This window comes from Pseudomonas sp. UW4 (assembly GCF_000316175.1).
Classification (GTDB): Bacteria; Pseudomonadota; Gammaproteobacteria; order Pseudomonadales; family Pseudomonadaceae; genus Aquipseudomonas; species Aquipseudomonas laurylsulfatiphila.
Genome location: NC_019670.1, coordinates 2,842,671 through 2,858,583 on the forward strand (window position 1 = coordinate 2,842,671; position 15,913 = coordinate 2,858,583).

At 62.4% G+C, this 15,913-nt stretch carries 16 protein-coding genes; 3 read left to right on the forward strand and 13 right to left on the reverse strand.

The window, feature by feature from the left end; genetic code table 11:
* Positions 1-128: 128 nt before the first annotated feature.
* From PPUTUW4_RS12395 to PPUTUW4_RS12415, 5 genes are all read right to left on the reverse strand, one after another.
* Complete coding sequence (locus PPUTUW4_RS12395) at positions 129-737, reverse strand: LysE family translocator (RefSeq protein WP_015094951.1); 609 nt, start codon at positions 735-737, stop codon at positions 129-131.
* A gap of 53 nt (positions 738-790) precedes the next feature.
* Positions 791-1,630: an AraC family transcriptional regulator gene (locus tag PPUTUW4_RS12400; protein ID WP_015094952.1), complete on the reverse strand. Its 840-nt coding sequence runs from the start codon at positions 1,628-1,630 to the stop codon at positions 791-793.
* Between the two features lie 76 nt (positions 1,631-1,706).
* Positions 1,707-2,348: a DUF1345 domain-containing protein gene (locus tag PPUTUW4_RS12405; RefSeq protein ID WP_015094953.1), complete on the reverse strand. Its 642-nt coding sequence runs from the start codon at positions 2,346-2,348 to the stop codon at positions 1,707-1,709.
* A gap of 179 nt (positions 2,349-2,527) precedes the next feature.
* Entirely contained in the window at positions 2,528-5,626 is a 3,099-nt protein-coding gene (locus tag PPUTUW4_RS12410) for an efflux RND transporter permease subunit (RefSeq protein WP_015094954.1), read from the reverse strand.
* Between the two features lie 15 nt (positions 5,627-5,641).
* Positions 5,642-6,799 (reverse strand): efflux RND transporter periplasmic adaptor subunit, encoded by a 1,158-nt coding sequence (locus tag PPUTUW4_RS12415; RefSeq protein ID WP_015094955.1) that lies wholly within the window; start codon positions 6,797-6,799, stop codon positions 5,642-5,644.
* Positions 6,800-7,066: 267 nt separating this feature from the next.
* On the opposite strand from PPUTUW4_RS12415, the gene PPUTUW4_RS12420 reads away from it, so the two are divergent.
* The 3 genes from PPUTUW4_RS12420 (at position 7,067) to PPUTUW4_RS12430 (ending at position 9,454) form a co-directional block, all read left to right on the forward strand.
* Positions 7,067-7,768, forward strand: a complete 702-nt coding sequence (locus PPUTUW4_RS12420; RefSeq protein WP_007970971.1) for a response regulator transcription factor — start codon at positions 7,067-7,069, stop codon at positions 7,766-7,768.
* A 4-nt stretch (positions 7,769-7,772) separates the two neighbouring features.
* On the forward strand, positions 7,773-9,071 hold the full coding sequence (locus PPUTUW4_RS12425) for an ATP-binding protein (protein ID WP_015094956.1): 1,299 nt from the start codon (positions 7,773-7,775) through the stop codon (positions 9,069-9,071).
* Between the two features lie 110 nt (positions 9,072-9,181).
* Positions 9,182-9,454: a hypothetical protein gene (locus tag PPUTUW4_RS12430; RefSeq protein WP_015094957.1), complete on the forward strand. Its 273-nt coding sequence runs from the start codon at positions 9,182-9,184 to the stop codon at positions 9,452-9,454.
* A 46-nt stretch (positions 9,455-9,500) separates the two neighbouring features.
* Here PPUTUW4_RS12430 and PPUTUW4_RS12435 read toward each other — a convergent pair whose 3' ends face one another.
* The 8 genes from PPUTUW4_RS12435 to PPUTUW4_RS12470 all read right to left on the reverse strand — a co-directional run bounded on the left by PPUTUW4_RS12435 (position 9,501) and on the right by PPUTUW4_RS12470 (position 15,853).
* Positions 9,501-10,262, reverse strand: a complete 762-nt coding sequence (locus tag PPUTUW4_RS12435; RefSeq protein ID WP_015094958.1) for a hypothetical protein — start codon at positions 10,260-10,262, stop codon at positions 9,501-9,503.
* Entirely contained in the window at positions 10,262-10,744 is a 483-nt protein-coding gene (locus tag PPUTUW4_RS12440) for an RNA polymerase sigma factor (RefSeq protein WP_310650742.1), read from the reverse strand. Before PPUTUW4_RS12440 ends, PPUTUW4_RS12435 begins: the two co-directional genes overlap by 1 nt.
* A 66-nt stretch (positions 10,745-10,810) precedes the next feature.
* On the reverse strand, positions 10,811-11,347 hold the full coding sequence (locus PPUTUW4_RS12445) for a tetratricopeptide repeat protein (RefSeq protein WP_015094960.1): 537 nt from the start codon (positions 11,345-11,347) through the stop codon (positions 10,811-10,813).
* A gap of 205 nt (positions 11,348-11,552) precedes the next feature.
* Positions 11,553-12,506: a D-2-hydroxyacid dehydrogenase family protein gene (locus tag PPUTUW4_RS12450; protein ID WP_015094961.1), complete on the reverse strand. Its 954-nt coding sequence runs from the start codon at positions 12,504-12,506 to the stop codon at positions 11,553-11,555.
* A gap of 13 nt (positions 12,507-12,519) precedes the next feature.
* Positions 12,520-13,557: an alpha/beta hydrolase gene (locus tag PPUTUW4_RS12455; RefSeq protein ID WP_015094962.1), complete on the reverse strand. Its 1,038-nt coding sequence runs from the start codon at positions 13,555-13,557 to the stop codon at positions 12,520-12,522.
* Positions 13,558-13,642: 85 nt separating this feature from the next.
* The gene (locus tag PPUTUW4_RS12460) at positions 13,643-14,077 is read right to left on the reverse strand and encodes a YqaA family protein (RefSeq protein WP_015094963.1); all 435 of its coding nucleotides are present in this window, start codon (positions 14,075-14,077) and stop codon (positions 13,643-13,645) included.
* Positions 14,077-14,523: a DUF411 domain-containing protein gene (locus PPUTUW4_RS12465; RefSeq protein ID WP_015094964.1), complete on the reverse strand. Its 447-nt coding sequence runs from the start codon at positions 14,521-14,523 to the stop codon at positions 14,077-14,079. Before PPUTUW4_RS12465 ends, PPUTUW4_RS12460 begins: the two co-directional genes overlap by 1 nt.
* A gap of 334 nt (positions 14,524-14,857) precedes the next feature.
* The gene (locus PPUTUW4_RS12470) at positions 14,858-15,853 is read right to left on the reverse strand and encodes an aldo/keto reductase (RefSeq protein WP_015094965.1); all 996 of its coding nucleotides are present in this window, start codon (positions 15,851-15,853) and stop codon (positions 14,858-14,860) included.
* Positions 15,854-15,913 lie beyond the last annotated feature (60 nt).

The following is a 15,913-nucleotide window of genomic DNA, read 5'->3' on the forward strand; positions in this document are numbered from 1 at the left end:
TCTTATTGGATTTATAAGGTCGAGCGCTTCGTGAGATTGCGCTGAAACCGGTTTCAGAAGACACCAAAAGCCAATTCGCCGTCAAGCCCCGGGTTGTCGATTGTTGAACAAACACCGACGGGTGGCGTTCAGGCCAGCACGCTCAGCCATGCTGAACCCAGCAGCACCAGGCCCATGCAGCGATTGAAACGTTGCACGGCCCGGGGCGAGCGCAACCAACGACTCGCCCCGGCACCGAGCAGCGCCCAGGCACCCAGGCAGGGCAAGGAGATCAGGAAAAACACCCATGAAAGATTGATCACATGGATGAGCCGATCTTCCCCCGCTCCGGCGAAAACACTGACCACAGCCAGCGCCATCATCCAGGTTTTCGGGTTGATCCATTGCAGGCTGGCGGCGCCCACCCATCCCAGTCGAGCTCCGGATTTCTGCGTGCTGATGGCTTCGGCCGGCGAACGGATAATCTGCCAGGCCAGATAACTCAACCACGCCACGCCGGCCCATTGCATGACGCTTTGCAACGCAGGCCAGGCCGTCAGTGACGAACCAACGCCCATGCCCACCAGCAACACCAGCGTCGCGGCACTGGCACAGGCGCCGAAGATAATCGGCAGGGCAGCGCCCACGCCGTATCGGGCACTGTTGCTGAGCACCAGAATGTTGGTCGGTCCAGGGGTGATGGAGGCCACAAAGGCAAACAGCAAGAAAGGCAGTAACGTCGGAAAAGAGGACAGCATCGCGGGCAAACTCCGGTAAAGATCAGTGAGACCGATCTTCACAATCTCCGACGTTACTTGTCTGGAAGATTTGAGCAGCGCTTGCGATACATCGCCGGTGTCAGGCCGTAGGCGCGCACGAACCAGCGGCCCAGATGGCTCTGGTCGGCAAAGCCCAGCGCCATCGCCACCGCCGCCGGTTGTTCACCACGGGCCAGCATTCGCCGTGCGGTCGCCAGGCGCAATTGCACCAGATACGCGTGGGGCGCCATGCCGTAAGCGGCTTTGAACGCACGGGTCAGGCGGAAGCGGTCGACACCTGTGACGGCTGCCAGTTGATCGAGGCCGATGTCGTATTGCGCGTTGGCATGCAGGTAGTCCCGGGCCTTCTGCGCCACGCGCGGCAGACGCGGGTCCTGGCCATCGCGGGCGCGCCAATGCAAGTGGCTGGTCAGGCGCTCGAGCAACGCGTCGAGGGCGGTCTGGCGGACGATCTTCAGCTCACCGCGATGCAGGGTTTCAAACGCCAGGCTGGTGGCCTGGGCCAGGCGCGCATCGCAGGCCAGGGTGGCGGCGAAACTCAGTTGGCTGTTGTCGGGGGCATGATCGAACACGGCGCCGAGTTCGCGCTGCAACCACTGCGGATCAAGGTACAGCATGCGGTAGGTAAAACCGTCGGCGGTCGGTGCGTCACCGTCATGGATGTCACCGGGCTCGAGCAAAAACACCTTGCCCGGCGTGCTCTGGTGCCTGGCCCGTCGGCAATTGAATTGCTGAACCCCTTGCTCGGTGACGCCCACCAGATAACTGTCATGCCAGTGCGGGTCGTAGGCGTGGCCTTCGAAATGCGCACGCAGGGTCTCGATGCCGGTGTCGGCATCCCGGGACAGGTCGATCCAGTTGTGAGCGCTCATGTTGCACCTGCGGGACGGATAACCGAGCTATTTAACGCCTGCTGCAAGTGCGATGACTAGAACGTTTGTGCAGGCATCAGTTGAACAGGCCCGCCGCAATATTGATTGAGAACCCGAGGATGGCGGTGTTGAACAGAAAACCGATCAGCGACTGCGCCAGCACGATCTTGCGCAAATCACGGGTCGCCACGCCGACATCCGAGGTTTGCACCGCCACGCCGACGGTGAACGAAAAGTACAGGAAGTCCCAGTAATTGGGCGTCGTCAGGCCTTCAGCAAAGCGCAGTGCCGGTTCTTTGCCTTCCCAGGTGTAAAACAGGCGCGCGTAGTGCACGCTGAAAATCACCCCGATCAGCAGCCACGAGCCGATCACCGTCAATGCAGTGAAACCGTAGTGCAGGAGCTTGCGCGTGGTTTCCAGGTCTTCGCTGCCGGCCAGTTCGAAGGTGATGGTCGCCAGGCTGGCCAATGCCGCGATGCACACCACCAACAGCACCAGCCCGGCGTTTTCGTCTTCGATTTCGGCTATGCGTTTTACGTCGGTCGCTTTTGAACGCACGGTGAGCCAGGACATGAGGATCAGGTAAGTCCAGACTCCGGCATTCCAGCCGATGAGGATTTTGCTGATCACCGAATCGGCCGGAACCAGGATGCCCGCCGCGATACCGAGCGTCGTGGCGGCGGACAGGCGAGGGTGGGTGTGGGTGAGGTAGGGCATGGAGGCTCGACGAGTTGGGGCGATGCAATCACCTTAGCCCAGTTGCCCCCAGTCTTGAAATCACGGAGATCCCTGTGGGAGCGAGCCTGCTCGCGAAGAGGCCATCACATCCAACATCTATGTTGAATGACACTCCGCCTTCGCGAGCAGGCTCGCTCCCACAGTTGATGAGTATCGGGTCAGATATTCTTGTGGCGTTTGCGCACTAGCTTCATCACCACCACAAAAAACACCGGCACGAACACCACGGCCAGCGTCGCTGTGATCATCCCGCCGATCACCCCGGTGCCGATGGCCTGCTGGCTCGCCGAACTGGCGCCTGTGGCAATCGCCAGGGGCACCACGCCGAGGATGAACGCCAGCGAAGTCATGACAATCGGCCGCAACCGCAGGCGTGCCGCTTGCAGGGTGGCGTCGACCAGGTCGTGGCCTTCGTCGTACAGGCTCTTGGCGAACTCGATGATCAGGATCGCGTTCTTCGCCGACAGGCCGATGATGGTGATCAGCCCGACCTTGAAGAACACGTCGTTGGGCATGCCGCGCAAGGTCACGGCCAGCACCGCGCCGAGCACACCCAGCGGCACCACCAGCAGCACCGAGGTCGGGATCGACCAGCTCTCGTACAACGCCGCCAGGCACAGGAACACGATCAACAGCGACAGCCCCAGCAGGATCGGCGCCTGGCTGCCGGACAGGCGTTCCTGCAACGACAACCCGGTCCATTCCTGGCCCAGGCCCGCCGGGCCTTGCGCCACCAACCGCTCGATCTCGGCCATGGCCTCGCCGGTGCTGTGACCCGGCGTCGGTTCACCGGAAATGCTGATCGCCGGGTAGCCGTTGTAGCGGGTCAACTGCGCCGGGCCCTGGGTCCATTTGGCCTGCACGAAGGCTGACAAGGGCACCATTTTTCCGTGGGTGTTGCGCACGTGGATCTTCAGCAGGTCTTGCACCTGGCTGCGCTGGTCGCCCTCGGCCTGCACCACGACGCGCTGCATCCGCCCCTGATTGGGGAAGTCGTTGACGTAGGCCGAGCCCACGGCCGTGGACAGGACGTTGCCGACGTCGGCAAAGGACACCCCCAGCGCGTTGGCCTGCTTGCGGTCGACCACCAGTTGCACCTGCGGCGCCTCGGCCAGGGCGCTTTCGCGCACGTTCATCAGGATCGGGCTTTTTTCGGCGGCCGCGAGCAAGTCGGTGCGCGCTTGCATCAGCTTCTCATGGCCGAGACCACCGCGATCCTGCAGGCGGAACTCGAAGCCGCTGGATGTACCCAGGCCATCCACGGGCGGCGGCAGCACGGCAAAGGTCACCGCGTCCTTGATCTGGCTGAGGGCGACGTTGGCCCGGTCGGCAATCGAGCTGGCCGAATCGTCGCTGCCGCGCTCGGACCAGTCTTTGAGCGTGCTGAACGCCAGCGCCGCATTCTGCCCGCTGCCGGAAAAGCTGAATCCGAGAATCACCACGCTGTCGCGAATGCCCGGCTCGCCGGCGTTGTGCGCTTCCACCTGCTCGGCCACCTGCACCGTGCGGTTCTTGCTCGCGCCTGGTGGCAACTGGATGTCGGTGATGGTGTAACCCTGGTCTTCCACCGGCAGGAACGAGGAAGGCAGGCGACTGAAGGCCAGGCCCAGACCAATCAGCAGCACGCCGTAGATCATCAGGTAGCGCCCGGTGCGTTTCAACGCATAAGCGACCCAGCCTTGGTAACGCGCGGTCAGTTGCTCGAAGCGGCGGTTGAACCAGCCGAAGAATCCGCTCTTTTCGTGGTGCTCGCCTTTGGCAATCGGCTTGAGCAGCGTCGCGCACAGGGCCGGGGTCAAGGTCAGGGCGAGGAAGGCCGAGAACAGGATCGAGGTGGCCATCGACAACGAGAACTGCTGGTAAATCACCCCGACCGAGCCTTGCATGAACGCCATCGGAATGAACACCGCGACCAGCACCAGGGTGATGCCGATGATGGCCCCGGTGATCTGCCGCATGGCCTTGCGCGTGGCTTCCTTGGGCGACAGGCCCTCGGTGGCCATGATGCGCTCGACGTTCTCCACCACCACGATGGCGTCGTCCACCAGAATGCCGATGGCCAGCACCATGCCGAACATGGTCAGCACGTTGATCGAAAACCCCAGCGCCAGCATCGTCGCAAAGGTGCCCATCAATGCTACCGGCACCACCAGTGTCGGAATCAACGTGTAGCGGATGTTCTGCAGGAACAGGAACATCACCGCGAACACCAGCAGCATGGCTTCAAAGAGGGTGTAGACCACCTTGGTGATCGAGACCTTGACGAAGGGGGAGGTGTCGTACGGGATCGAGTACTCGACGTTCGCCGGGAAGTAGCGCTTGAGTTCATCCATCTTCGCCCGCACCAGGGTCGCGGTGTTCAGGGCGTTGGCGCCAGGCGACAACTGCACGGCGACGGCGGTGGACGGCTTGCCGTTCAGACGCGTGGAAAACTGATATTCCTGGCTACCGATCTCGACCCGCGCGACATCGCTGATGCGCACGGTCGAACCGTCCGGATTGGCCTTGAGAACGATGTCGGCAAACTCTTCGGGGGTCGACAACTGCCCCTTGACCAGTATGGTTGCGGTGATTTCCTGAGTGGTGCGGGTCGGCAGATCGCCGATGCTGCCGGCCGACACCTGGGCGTTTTGCGCGACGATGGCGGCGTTGACGTCCGCTGGCGTCAGGTTGAAGGCGAGCAGTTTCTGCGGGTCGATCCAGATCCGCATCGCCCGCTCGGCGCCATACAGCTGCGCCTTGCCGACGCCGTCCAGGCGCTTGATCTCGTTCATCACGTTGCGCGCCAGGTAATCGCTGAGCGCCACGTCGTCGAGTTTGCCGTCGCTGGAGGTCAGGGTGATCAACAGCAGGAAACCGGAGGAGACTTTCTCCACCTGCAAACCTTGCTGGATGACCGCTTGCGGCAGGCGCGACTCCACGGCCTTGAGGCGGTTCTGCACATCGACCTGCGCCAGTTCCGGGTTGGTGCCCGGCTGGAAAGTGGCCTTGATGGTCGCGCTGCCGAGGCTGCTCTGGGATTCGAAATACAACAGGTGATCGGCGCCGTTGAGTTCTTCCTCGATCAGGCTGACCACGCTTTCGTCCACGGTTTGCGCCGAAGCGCCGGGGTACACGGCATAGATTTCGATCTGCGGCGGCGCGACGTCGGGGTATTGCGCCACCGGCAACTGTGGAATGGCCAGGGCACCGGCCAGCAGGATGAACAACGCGACCACCCAGGCAAACACCGGGCGGTCGATAAAGAACTGCGGCATAAAAAAGCGTCCTGCTTACTGACCAGTCACCTGGGCAAGTGGAAGAGGGGTGTCGTCGATCTGCACTTTCTCGCCGGGGCGGGCGTGCTGCAGGCCCTCGATGACGATGCGGTCGCCTGCTTTCAGGCCGCCGGTGACGATCCAGCGATCGTTCTGCACGGCGCCCAGTTCGACCGGTTGCTGGCCGACGCGCTGTTCGGCGTCGAGCAGCAACACCTGGGCGATGCCCGCGCTGTCGCGCTGGATGGCCCGTTGCGGCACGCTGATGCCCTGGCGGTTGACCGCTTGTTCCAGGCGCACGCGCACGAAACTGCCGGGCAGCAGGTCGAGGTCGGGGTTGGGGAACTCGCTGCGCAGGATGATCTGGCCGGTGCCCGGGTCGACGGTGATGTCGCTGAACAGCATTTTGCCCGGCAGCGGGTAGAGGCTGCCGTCATCCTGAATCAGCGTGGCCTTGGCCTGGTCCTGGCCGACCTGCTGCAACTGACCGGAACGGAAGGCGCGGCGCAGTTCGTTGAGCTCACGGGTGGACTGGGTCAGGTCGGCATGAATCGGATTGAGTTGCTGGATCAGCGCCAGCGGCGTGGTTTCGTTCTGCCCGACCAGCGCGCCTTCGGTGACCAGCGCACGCCCGATGCGCCCGGAAATCGGCGCGGTGACGGTGGCGTAGCCGAGGTTGAGTTTCGCCCGCTCCACCGCAGCCTTGCTGGCCGCGACGTCGGCGGCGGTCTGCCGTGCGTTGGCCCGGGCGTTGTCGTAGTCCTGGCCGCTGATGGCCTTGTCGTCGATCAACTGGGCATAGCGTTGTTCCTGCAACCGGGCCTGGAACGCGTTGGCCTCGGCCTTGCGCAGCGCTGCTTCGGCGCTGTCCAGATCGGCCTTGAACGGTGCCGGGTCGATGCGGAACAGGACATCGCCCTGTTTCACGTCACTGCCTTCACGGAAGGTGCGCTGCAGGACCACGCCGGCCACGCGGGCACGCACTTCGGCCATGCGTGGTGCGGCAATCCGTCCGCTCAGTTCGCTGCTGATGGTCAGTGGTTGTGCTTCGATGGTCTCGATGCGAACCGTGGCCAGCGGCGCCTGTTCCTCGGCGTTCGAGGCCTTGTCGCACGCGCCCAGTGTCAACGCCAGAGCAATCAGACTGAGCCTGGCAAGCAGATTCTTCGACATGTAATACCCCAATAAAGACTCCCAGCATCCTACTGGGCGCAGGCGAGGGTAGCGGTGAAGCTTTGTTGGTGCTGTGTGAAATTGTGTAAGGGTTTTACTCAGAGACGAGTGAGGGCGTATATCCTTCAGTCCTTGAATTTTATTGCGTCTGTCAGGCCGCCTTCGCGAGCAGGCTCGCTCCCACATTTGAAATGCGGTCCCCTGTGGGAGCGAGCCTGCTCGCGAAGAGGCCAATGCAGACGCCACGGCTCTTTCTGGAAACACCCCATGCCCAACATCCTCCTGGTCGAAGACGACACCGCCCTCGCCGAACTGATTGCCAGCTACCTGGAGCGCAACGGTTATTCCGTCAGCGTGATCGGTCGCGGTGACCATGTGCGCGAACGTGCGCGGCTCAATCCGCCGGACCTGGTGATCCTCGACCTGATGCTGCCCGGCCTCGACGGCCTGCAAGTCTGTCGCCTGCTGCGCGCCGATTCGGCGACCTTGCCGATCCTGATGCTCACCGCCCGCGACGACAGCCACGATCAGGTACTGGGCCTGGAAATGGGGGCCGACGATTACGTGACCAAACCCTGCGAGCCACGGGTGCTGCTGGCGCGGGTGCGGACCCTGTTGCGCCGCAGCAGCCTCAGCGAGCCGCAGACCGCCAACGACCGCATTCTGATGGGCAACCTGTGCATCGACCTGTCCGAACGCACCGTGACCTGGCGCGAGCAATTGGTGGACTTGTCCAGCGGTGAGTACAACCTGCTGGTGGTGCTGGCCCGGCATGCCGGGGAGGTGCTGAGCCGCGACCAGATCCTGCAACGCCTGCGCGGCATCGAATTCAACGGCACCGATCGTTCGGTGGACGTGGCGATTTCCAAGTTGCGGCGCAAGTTCGACGACCACGCCGGCGAGGCGCGCAAGATCAAGACTGTGTGGGGCAAGGGCTACCTGTTCAGCCGTTCCGAGTGGGAATGCTGAGCCGATGTTCAGAATCCTCTTTCGCTTGTACCTGGTGACCATCGTCTCGTTCAGCGCGGCGATTTATCTGGTGCCGGATCTGGTGATCAAGGTGTTCCAGGAGCGCTTTGTCACCTACAACCTCGATTACTCCCGTGGCCTGCAAACGCTGATCGTCAAACAGTTTCACGCGGCCCCGGCCGAACAGTGGCCGGCCCTGGCCGCCGAAATGGACAAGGACTTCAATCCGCTGCACATCGTGCTCAGCGGTAACGATGACAGCAGCCTGACGTCTGATGAGCAGCAGCGATTGCAGCGCGGCGAGAACGTTGTGCGGATCGGCGACTGGGGCTGGCGCACTTTGGCAGTGGCACCACTGAACGAGCGCACCGTGGTGCAAATGGTCGTGCCGCCGGACCCGATGGATGTCAGCCTGTTGTACTGGAGCATCAACGTGCTGATCGGCGCGACCATGCTCGCGTGCCTGTTGCTGTGGTTGCGCCCGCACTGGCGCGACCTGGAACGTCTGAAAAGCGCGGCGGAACGCTTCGGCAAGGGCCACTTGAGCGAGCGCACGCAGATTGCCCCGAGTTCAAACATCGGCAGTCTGGCCAACGTCTTCGACACCATGGCCGGCGACATCGAGAACCTGTTGAACCAGCAGCGTGATCTGCTCAACGCAGTCTCCCATGAACTGCGCACACCGCTGACACGGCTGGATTTTGGCCTGGCGCTGGCCCTGTCCGACGACTTGCCGGCCACCAGTCGCGAACGCCTGCAAGGGCTGGTCGATCACATCCGTGAGCTCGATGAGCTTGTGCTTGAGTTGCTGTCCTACAGCCGTCTGCAAAACCCGGCGCGGTTACCGGAGCGGGTCGAAGTGTCGCTTGACGAATTCATCGACAGCATTCTGGGCAGCATCGACGACGAACAATCCCCGGACATCGTCATCGACGTATTGCTCCACGGCCAGCTCGAACGCTTCAACCTCGACCCGCGCCTGACCGCCCGCGCCTTGCAAAACCTGCTGCGCAACGCCATGCGCTACTGCGAAAAGCGTATCCAGATCGGTGTGCAGGTCTGTGCCGGTGGCTGTGAAATCTGGGTCGACGATGACGGCATCGGCATTCCGGATGACGAGCGCGAACGGATTTTCGAACCCTTCTACCGTCTCGACCGCAGCCGAGACCGCGCCACGGGTGGTTTCGGACTGGGGCTGGCGATCAGCCGCCGCTCCCTGGAAGCCCAGGGCGGCACGCTGACGGTGCAAGCCTCGCCGCTGGGCGGGGCGCGGTTCCGTTTATGGTTGCCATTGCCGGTCTGATTACGACAAACGGCCGCATCATCTGTCAGGTTTGACAGTAGCAAGGTGCCACGCTTACGGGTTTCATTAGCCTGCGAAGTCAATACAGGGCGGCAAGGCTGGAGGGACGAATGGGCACGCCAATAATAAAAACCAGCGGGCAGGGCACGATCAGTGCAATCAGGGACGTCAAGGTCGAAAGCCTGTCGACAAAGTTTGCGATGGTCATGCCTGATGGCGGCTGTTGCACCTTGGCGATCCGGATTGGGCCGAACATGACCGCAGAGGGTAACGCCTGTTTTCTTGTCGGCGATGCGGTGAGATACACGATGACGAGCGGGGTGGATGGTGTGCCGCCAAGGGTACAAGACCTCGAGAAGTCGGGCGTCGGCAGCAGAACATGATGGCTTGCGGGGGCTTTTTACGACCCCGCAAACCTGTGCCTGCGTATCAAGCGCTCAACCGGCCCCGCAACACCTTGGCCATCTCCTCCAGATCCGCCATCGGCTGGTGCCCGATCAACATCCAGGCGTGTTCCATGTCCGCCCAATACACGATGTTCAGCTCGCGCCGCTGTTCCCGGGCGAAATGGCGGCTGCCGCTGTTGGAGCGGGTCACGCACAGCGCCATGGGGCCGTGCACCGGATCGAGGTAAGTGATCTGGGCGATGGGCGCGCCGTCGTACTCGAGGATTTGCGCCCGCTTGAGCTCGGCACGGGGCAGGCTCAGTTTTGCCGGAGCGAGGTTCAGGCCCAGGCGCGCGTCGATGGTCCGCAGTTGGGCCCGCTGGGTGGCTTCATCAGCTGGCAGGTGATCCAGGGTTTCCGGCACGTAGAGCGCCATGTAATCGGCCACCAGACCGCGCCAGCTGTGAGTCTGCTGGCTCGCTTGCAAGCCGAGGAACAAACGGTCCGCCAGCACGCCGCCGGCCAGCAACCCGGCCGCTGCGGCCAGGAACCAGCGTCGGCTGAGCCCGGGGCGGGCGGGTGAGGGCAGTGTGGCGAGCATGGCTTGCAGGCGATCCACCGGCGCCTGCCGGGCCAGTTCATCGTAGGCGTCCTTGAACGGCAGGCTGCTGCGATCCAGCCATTGCAGGCGCAGGCCCAGCATCGGGTCGGCGCTGATGGCCGCGTCGATGCGCGAGCGCTGCTCGGCATCGAGCTGGTTGTCGAGATAAGCCACCAGTTGTTCGTCCGAGGGTTTCGTGTTCATCAATGTTCTCCTCGGTAAGGGTGGGGCACCGTGTGCAACGGTGGATATTCGGCCAGTTTCGCCCGGGCGGCGGCCAGGCGACTCATGACCGTGCCGATGGGCACTTGCAGCACGTCGGCGACTTCGCGGTAGGACAATCCTTCGACGTAGGCGAGAAATACCGTTTCACGCTGGGCCTCGGGCAATGCATCGACGCGGCGGATGACCTGTGCCGCCAACACGTGGGTCTGGGCCACCGACTCTCCATCGAACGACAAGGCCTGGTCGGCATCCACCTGGCCCTGACCTTGCCGCACCCGCTGGGCACGGACTTCGTTGAGCCAGATCGAGTGCAGGATGCTCAGCAGCCAGCGGTCCATGCGCGTCCCCGACTCGTATTGCCCGGCCCGCTCCAGCGCGCGCACGCAGGTGGCCTGCACCAGGTCATCGGCGATATGCCGTTGCCGGGACAACAGCAGGCCGTAGCGCCATAAACGCGCCAGATGCTGGTTCAGTTCCGTTCGTATTGCCTGATCGCTGGCGATGGCGACCTCCGTCCGCTCGGGTTGTCAGGTTTTCGATGATCCGTTGATGGCTTCGGCCAGGTCCTGGTACTCCTCGCACTGGGTATTGCCGCAGATGGATTTGATCTGCTGCAGTTGCTCCTGTGCAAGGTCCAGCCGGCCCTTGACCACATAGGCCTCGCCCAGGTATTCGCGGACTTGCGCGTATTGCGGGTCGAGTTTTACCGATTGCAGGTAATAACCGATGCCTTCGTCGGTGCGTCCCAGTTTACGCGTGGCGTAACCGCGATAGTTCAGCGCTTTTGCGGTATTTGGCTGTTTCAGCGTATCGAGCAGGGCCAGGGCCTCTTCGTAACGCCCGTCCTTGGCCAGTTGATAGGCATAGTTGGTGCGGTCTTCGTCAGGCACCAGATTGCTGGTCTGCTTGACGCACCGCTGCGATCGGGTATCGAGCACCTGTCCTTTCGGGCAGTTGGGTTTGGCGGGCGGCTCGTCATCGCCGCCGTTGGCCAGGGCGAGGGAACCGGACAACGCAACGGTCAGCAACAACGGGGGCATCAGAACTGCAAAACGAATATTCATGGGCTTTGCTCCAGAGCTTCATGGGTTCAGATCAGGACGCGTCCCGCCAGACGCAGTGCAAGGTTGATGTGATGAGAACACCGCAGCATGAACATTTATTCGTTGTGGGAGCGAGCCTGCTCGCGAATGCGGTGGGTCAATCAACATTAATGCTGCCTGACACTCCGCCTTCGCGAGCAAGCCCGCTCCCACAGGGGATTTTCGTTCAACCCAGCAGGCGAATCGGAGCCCCTGCCGCCCAGGCCTGGATGTCCTCGATCATTTGCGAGAAAAACAGCCGGTAGTTCTGTTGGCTCACGTACCCGACATGGGGCGTGGCCAAGACATTGTCCAGGGTTCGGAACGGATGGTGCGCGGGCAGCGGCTCATGCTCGAAGACGTCCAGTGCGGCACCGGCCAGTCGTTGCTTCTGCAGTGCCTTGATCAGCGCCGCCTCATCGACGATCGGTCCGCGGGCGGTGTTTACCAGCAGTGCCGTGGGCTTCATCCAGCCCAGGGCTTGTGCGTCCACCAGGCCCCGACTGCGGTCGCTGAGCACCAGGTGCACCGACAGCACGTCGGCCTGTTCGAACAGCTCCTGCTTGCTGACACGGGTCACACCGGCTTGCGCCGCACGTTCGGCGGTGAGGTTTTCGCTCCAGGCGATGACGCGCATGCCGAACACCTGGCCGAATTGCGCGACACGTTGGCCGATGCTGCCAAGGCCGAGGATCGCCAGCGTCTTGCCGTGCAGGTCGCCGCCCAGGCCTTGTTGCCACTGGCCGGCACGCAAGGCATTGGCTTCGGCCACCAGGTTGCGGGTGGCGGCCATGATCAGCGCCCAGGTCAGCTCAGGCGCGGCGTGTTTGTAGCTGTCGGTGCCGCTGACCTGGATGCCCAACGCGGCGGCAGCTTTCAGGTCCAGGGCGGCGTTGCGCATGCCGCCGGTCACCAGCAGTTTGAGCCTGGGCAGGCGGCGCAGCAGGTCTTCGTCGAAGCGCGTGCGCTCGCGCATGACGCAGATCACCTCGAACCCGGCCAGACGCTCGGCCAGCGTCTGGTTGTCGGCGGGATAGTCATGGAGGAAACTCACCTGGCCGACGCTGTCCAGCGCCGACCAGTCCACCACATCCCGCGCCACATCCTGCCAATCATCAAGCACTGCAATCTGCACAGGCATCAGCCTTACCTCTTCAACGCACGGGGTTGGTCTTGTTCAGCCAGGCGAGCAGGGCCTGGTGGAATTGTGCCGGCTCTTCCATCTGTGGCGCGTGGCCCATGCCAGGGAATTCGACCAGCGTGGACCCGGGAATGAGCTTGGCCACTTGTTTGCCTAGGACGTCGTAGTGCCCGATCTTCGCCTTGACCTCGGGCGGGGCGATGTCACTGCCGATGGCGGTGGTATCGGACGTCCCGATCAACAGCAGGGTCGGCATCTTCAGGTTCTGGAATTCGTAGTACACCGGTTGAGTGAAGATCATGTCGTAGATCAGCGCCGAGTTCCACGCGACTTGCGTATGCCCCGGGCCTTTGTTGAGGCCGGCGAGCATGTCGACCCAGCGATCGAATTCCGGCTTCCAGCGGCCGCCGTAATAGGTGGTGCGTTCGTAGTTGCGGATACCGTCGGCGCTGAGCTTGAGTTCGCGTTCATACCATTGGTCTACCGTGCGATAGGGCACGCCGAGGGCTTTCCAGTCTTCCAGGCCGATGGGGTTGACCAGTGCCAATTGCTCGACCTGTTCGGGGTATTGCAAGGCATAGCGAGTGGCGAGCATGCCGCCGGTGGAGTGCCCCAGCAGGGTGGCTTTCTGAATGCCCAATGCCTTGAGCAATTGCTGGGTGTTCGTCGCCAGTTGCTGGAACGTGTACTGATAGTGCTCCGGCTTGCTGGAGCTGCAGAAGCCGATCTGGTCCGGGGCGATGACCCGATAGCCGGAGTCGCTGAGGGCTTTGATCGAGCTGTCCCAGGTGGCGCCACAGAAATTCTTGCCGTGCATCAGCACCACGCTGCGGCCATTGGCCTTGCCGTTGGCGGCGACGTCCATATAGCCCATTTGCTGGGACTGGCCCTGGGATTCAAAGGCGAAGTGCTTGAGCGTGTAGGGATAGTCGAACCCTTGTAGCTCAGGGCCGTATTCCGGCGCTTGGGCCTGGGCTTGGGCGTGGGCGATGGCGGGCAGGGCGGCGGTCAACAACAGGCCGGGCAACCAGCGGGGGAAGGGGTGCGACATGGGTGAGCTCCATGGAAAATCCGCCGATGCTGGATCGGCTCGATTAGGGCGGCATTAAACACAGGCAATCGCCGCCCTCGATGGTTCAACCCATCCAGCCCAGCGTCGCTACGGCCAACGCGCCGTAGCGGGCGCCTTTGGCCAGGGTGACGATCAGCAGGAAGCGTCCCAATGGCTCGCGCATGACCCCGGCGACCAGTGTCAGCGGATCGCCGATCACCGGTAGCCAACTGAGCAGCAATGACCAATGGCCGTAGCGCTGGTAATGCAGCCGGGCTTTTTCCAGGTGCCGGGGGCTTACCGGAAACCAGCGCCGCTCGCGGAACCGTTCGATCCCGCGCCCCAGCCACCAGTTGAGCAGCGACCCCAGAACATTGCCGAACGTTGCCACCGCCAGCAGTGCCCAGAGCCAGTAGCGGTCGCTGAGCAATAGGCCGACCAGCACAGCTTCGGATTGCAACGGCAGCAGCGTGGCGGCACCGAATGCCGCGAAAAACAGCCCGAGGTACGCGCCTGGCATCAATGGGCGGGGTAGTCCGCAACCACCAGGTCAGTGCCGTCCTTTTTCAGGCCGATGACCTGATAGGCATCGCTCATGCCGTCCATTTCCATGCCGGGCGAACCCATGGGCATGCCGGGGGCCGCGACGCCCAACAGATCGTCGCGCTTGCTCAAGGCCAGGACCTGGTCGGCCGGGACGTGGCCTTCGACGAATTTGCCGTTGATCAACGCGGTGTGGCACGACGCCAGGCGTGGCGGCACGCCGTGCTGTTGCTTGAACTCGCTCATGTTGGCTTCGACGTGGTCTTCGACCTTGAAACCATTGGCCTCAAGATGGCTGATCCATTTTTTGCAGCAACCACAATTGGCGTCGCGATGAACCTCGATCGGAATGAGGTCGGCGGCCTGGACCAGAGAGGACATGAACAGGGCGCTCAGGGCGATCAGACGCAGAGGGTTTCGCATGGGATTCGTCTCGGCTAACGGGCAAAAAAACGCATTCTGACCCTTTTTTCCGGTCAGGCATTCAAGGAGTGTTTCGAAGTACTACAAAGATCGGCTGTTCGATGATGGTAGATCAGAGCTGTCAGGCAGATGAGGGGGACATTACAAAATCGTCAGGTTGAAATGGCGCAGGCGCGTGTTTACGTGATCCTCGGGTCAAAAAAGGTTCTTCACGCATACCTGTAGGAGCGAGCTTGCTCGCGATGGAGGTCAACGATGATGCGGGGAGCCTGACACCCCGCGGCGCTCTCAGGTTTTTCGCGAGCAGGCTCGCTCCTACAGATATTTCGTTATCTCAGCGGTCGAGCAGTTTCATGACTTCCTCCGGATAACGCAGGCCAGCGGTGGCATTCGCCGCAAAGACCGACTCCAGCGCCAGCAGTTCTTCAGCGTTCAGCCTCACCTGCAGAGCGGCCACGTTTTCTTCCAGGTATTTGCGTTGCTTGGTGCCCGGAATCGGAATCAGGTAGTCACCCTGGGCCAGCACCCACGCCAGCGCCAGTTGGCCCGCGGTCACGCCTTTGTCTGCCGCGAGCGCCTGAACCTGCTGCACCAGCAGCAGGTTCCTGGCGAAATTTTCGCCCTGGAAACGCGGGCTGAAACGGCGATAATCGTCAGCCGCGAAATCATCCGGGCTTTTCAATGCGCCGGTCAGAAACCCTCGGCCCAGCGGGCTGTAAGGCACAAAGGCAACGCCCAGGCGCTGGCAGGCCGTCAGGCAACCGTTTTCTTCCTGATCACGGCTCCACAACGAGTATTCACTCTGCAGCGCACTGATCGGATGAACCTTGTGCGCCCGTTCCAGGGTCGCCACCGAGGCCTCGCTCAATCCCAGGTATCGGACTTTGCCGGCACTGACCAGTTCGGCCATGGCGCCGACGGTTTCTTCGATGGCCACCTGTGGGTCGATACGGTGCTGGTAATACAGGTCGAGGGTGTCCACGCCCAGGCGTTTCAAGCTGTCGTCGATGGACTGGCGAATGTATTCCGGCCGACCGTTGACGCCCCGGGCACCGGGGTTTGCCGGATCGCGGACGATACCGAACTTGCTGGCCAGGAACACCTGGTCGCGCTTGCCGGCAATGGCCTTGCCGATCAGCTCTTCATTGGTGTACGGGCCGTACATATCGGCGGTATCGAGCAGGTTGACACCCAGTTCCAGCGCGCGATGCAGGGTAGCCGTGGCTTCGCGGGTATCGGTGCCGGTGGTGTAGAAGTCGGTCATGCCCATGCAGCCAAGGCCGATGGCCGACACCTGCGGACCGTTCTTTCCCAATTGACGTGTGTGCATGAAATCAGCTCCCTGTGAAGTGAGCGGCCATTGTTCGCCTCGACAGAAACAAGATAAACC

What these genes read in the sequence shown, in the direction of transcription:
- PPUTUW4_RS12465 (WP_015094964.1), bottom strand. Translation starts at nt 14,523, where the DNA reads ATGCGAAACCCTCTGCGTCTGATCGCCCTGAGCGCCCTGTTCATGTCC.
- PPUTUW4_RS12455 (WP_015094962.1), bottom strand. Translation starts at nt 13,557, where the DNA reads ATGTCGCACCCCTTCCCCCGCTGGTTGCCCGGCCTGTTGTTGACCGCC.
- PPUTUW4_RS12405 (WP_015094953.1), bottom strand. Translation starts at nt 2,348, where the DNA reads ATGCCCTACCTCACCCACACCCACCCTCGCCTGTCCGCCGCCACGACG.
- PPUTUW4_RS12425 (WP_015094956.1), top strand. Translation starts at nt 7,773, where the DNA reads ATGTTCAGAATCCTCTTTCGCTTGTACCTGGTGACCATCGTCTCGTTC.
- PPUTUW4_RS12450 (WP_015094961.1), bottom strand. Translation starts at nt 12,506, where the DNA reads ATGCCTGTGCAGATTGCAGTGCTTGATGATTGGCAGGATGTGGCGCGG.
- PPUTUW4_RS12410 (WP_015094954.1), bottom strand. Translation starts at nt 5,626, where the DNA reads ATGCCGCAGTTCTTTATCGACCGCCCGGTGTTTGCCTGGGTGGTCGCG.
- PPUTUW4_RS12435 (WP_015094958.1), bottom strand. Translation starts at nt 10,262, where the DNA reads ATGAACACGAAACCCTCGGACGAACAACTGGTGGCTTATCTCGACAAC.
- PPUTUW4_RS12400 (WP_015094952.1), bottom strand. Translation starts at nt 1,630, where the DNA reads ATGAGCGCTCACAACTGGATCGACCTGTCCCGGGATGCCGACACCGGC.
- PPUTUW4_RS12395 (WP_015094951.1), bottom strand. Translation starts at nt 737, where the DNA reads ATGCTGTCCTCTTTTCCGACGTTACTGCCTTTCTTGCTGTTTGCCTTT.
- PPUTUW4_RS12445 (WP_015094960.1), bottom strand. Translation starts at nt 11,347, where the DNA reads ATGAATATTCGTTTTGCAGTTCTGATGCCCCCGTTGTTGCTGACCGTT.
- PPUTUW4_RS12420 (WP_007970971.1), top strand. Translation starts at nt 7,067, where the DNA reads ATGCCCAACATCCTCCTGGTCGAAGACGACACCGCCCTCGCCGAACTG.
- PPUTUW4_RS12460 (WP_015094963.1), bottom strand. Translation starts at nt 14,077, where the DNA reads ATGCCAGGCGCGTACCTCGGGCTGTTTTTCGCGGCATTCGGTGCCGCC.
- PPUTUW4_RS12430 (WP_015094957.1), top strand. Translation starts at nt 9,182, where the DNA reads ATGGGCACGCCAATAATAAAAACCAGCGGGCAGGGCACGATCAGTGCA.
- PPUTUW4_RS12470 (WP_015094965.1), bottom strand. Translation starts at nt 15,853, where the DNA reads ATGCACACACGTCAATTGGGAAAGAACGGTCCGCAGGTGTCGGCCATC.
- PPUTUW4_RS12415 (WP_015094955.1), bottom strand. Translation starts at nt 6,799, where the DNA reads ATGTCGAAGAATCTGCTTGCCAGGCTCAGTCTGATTGCTCTGGCGTTG.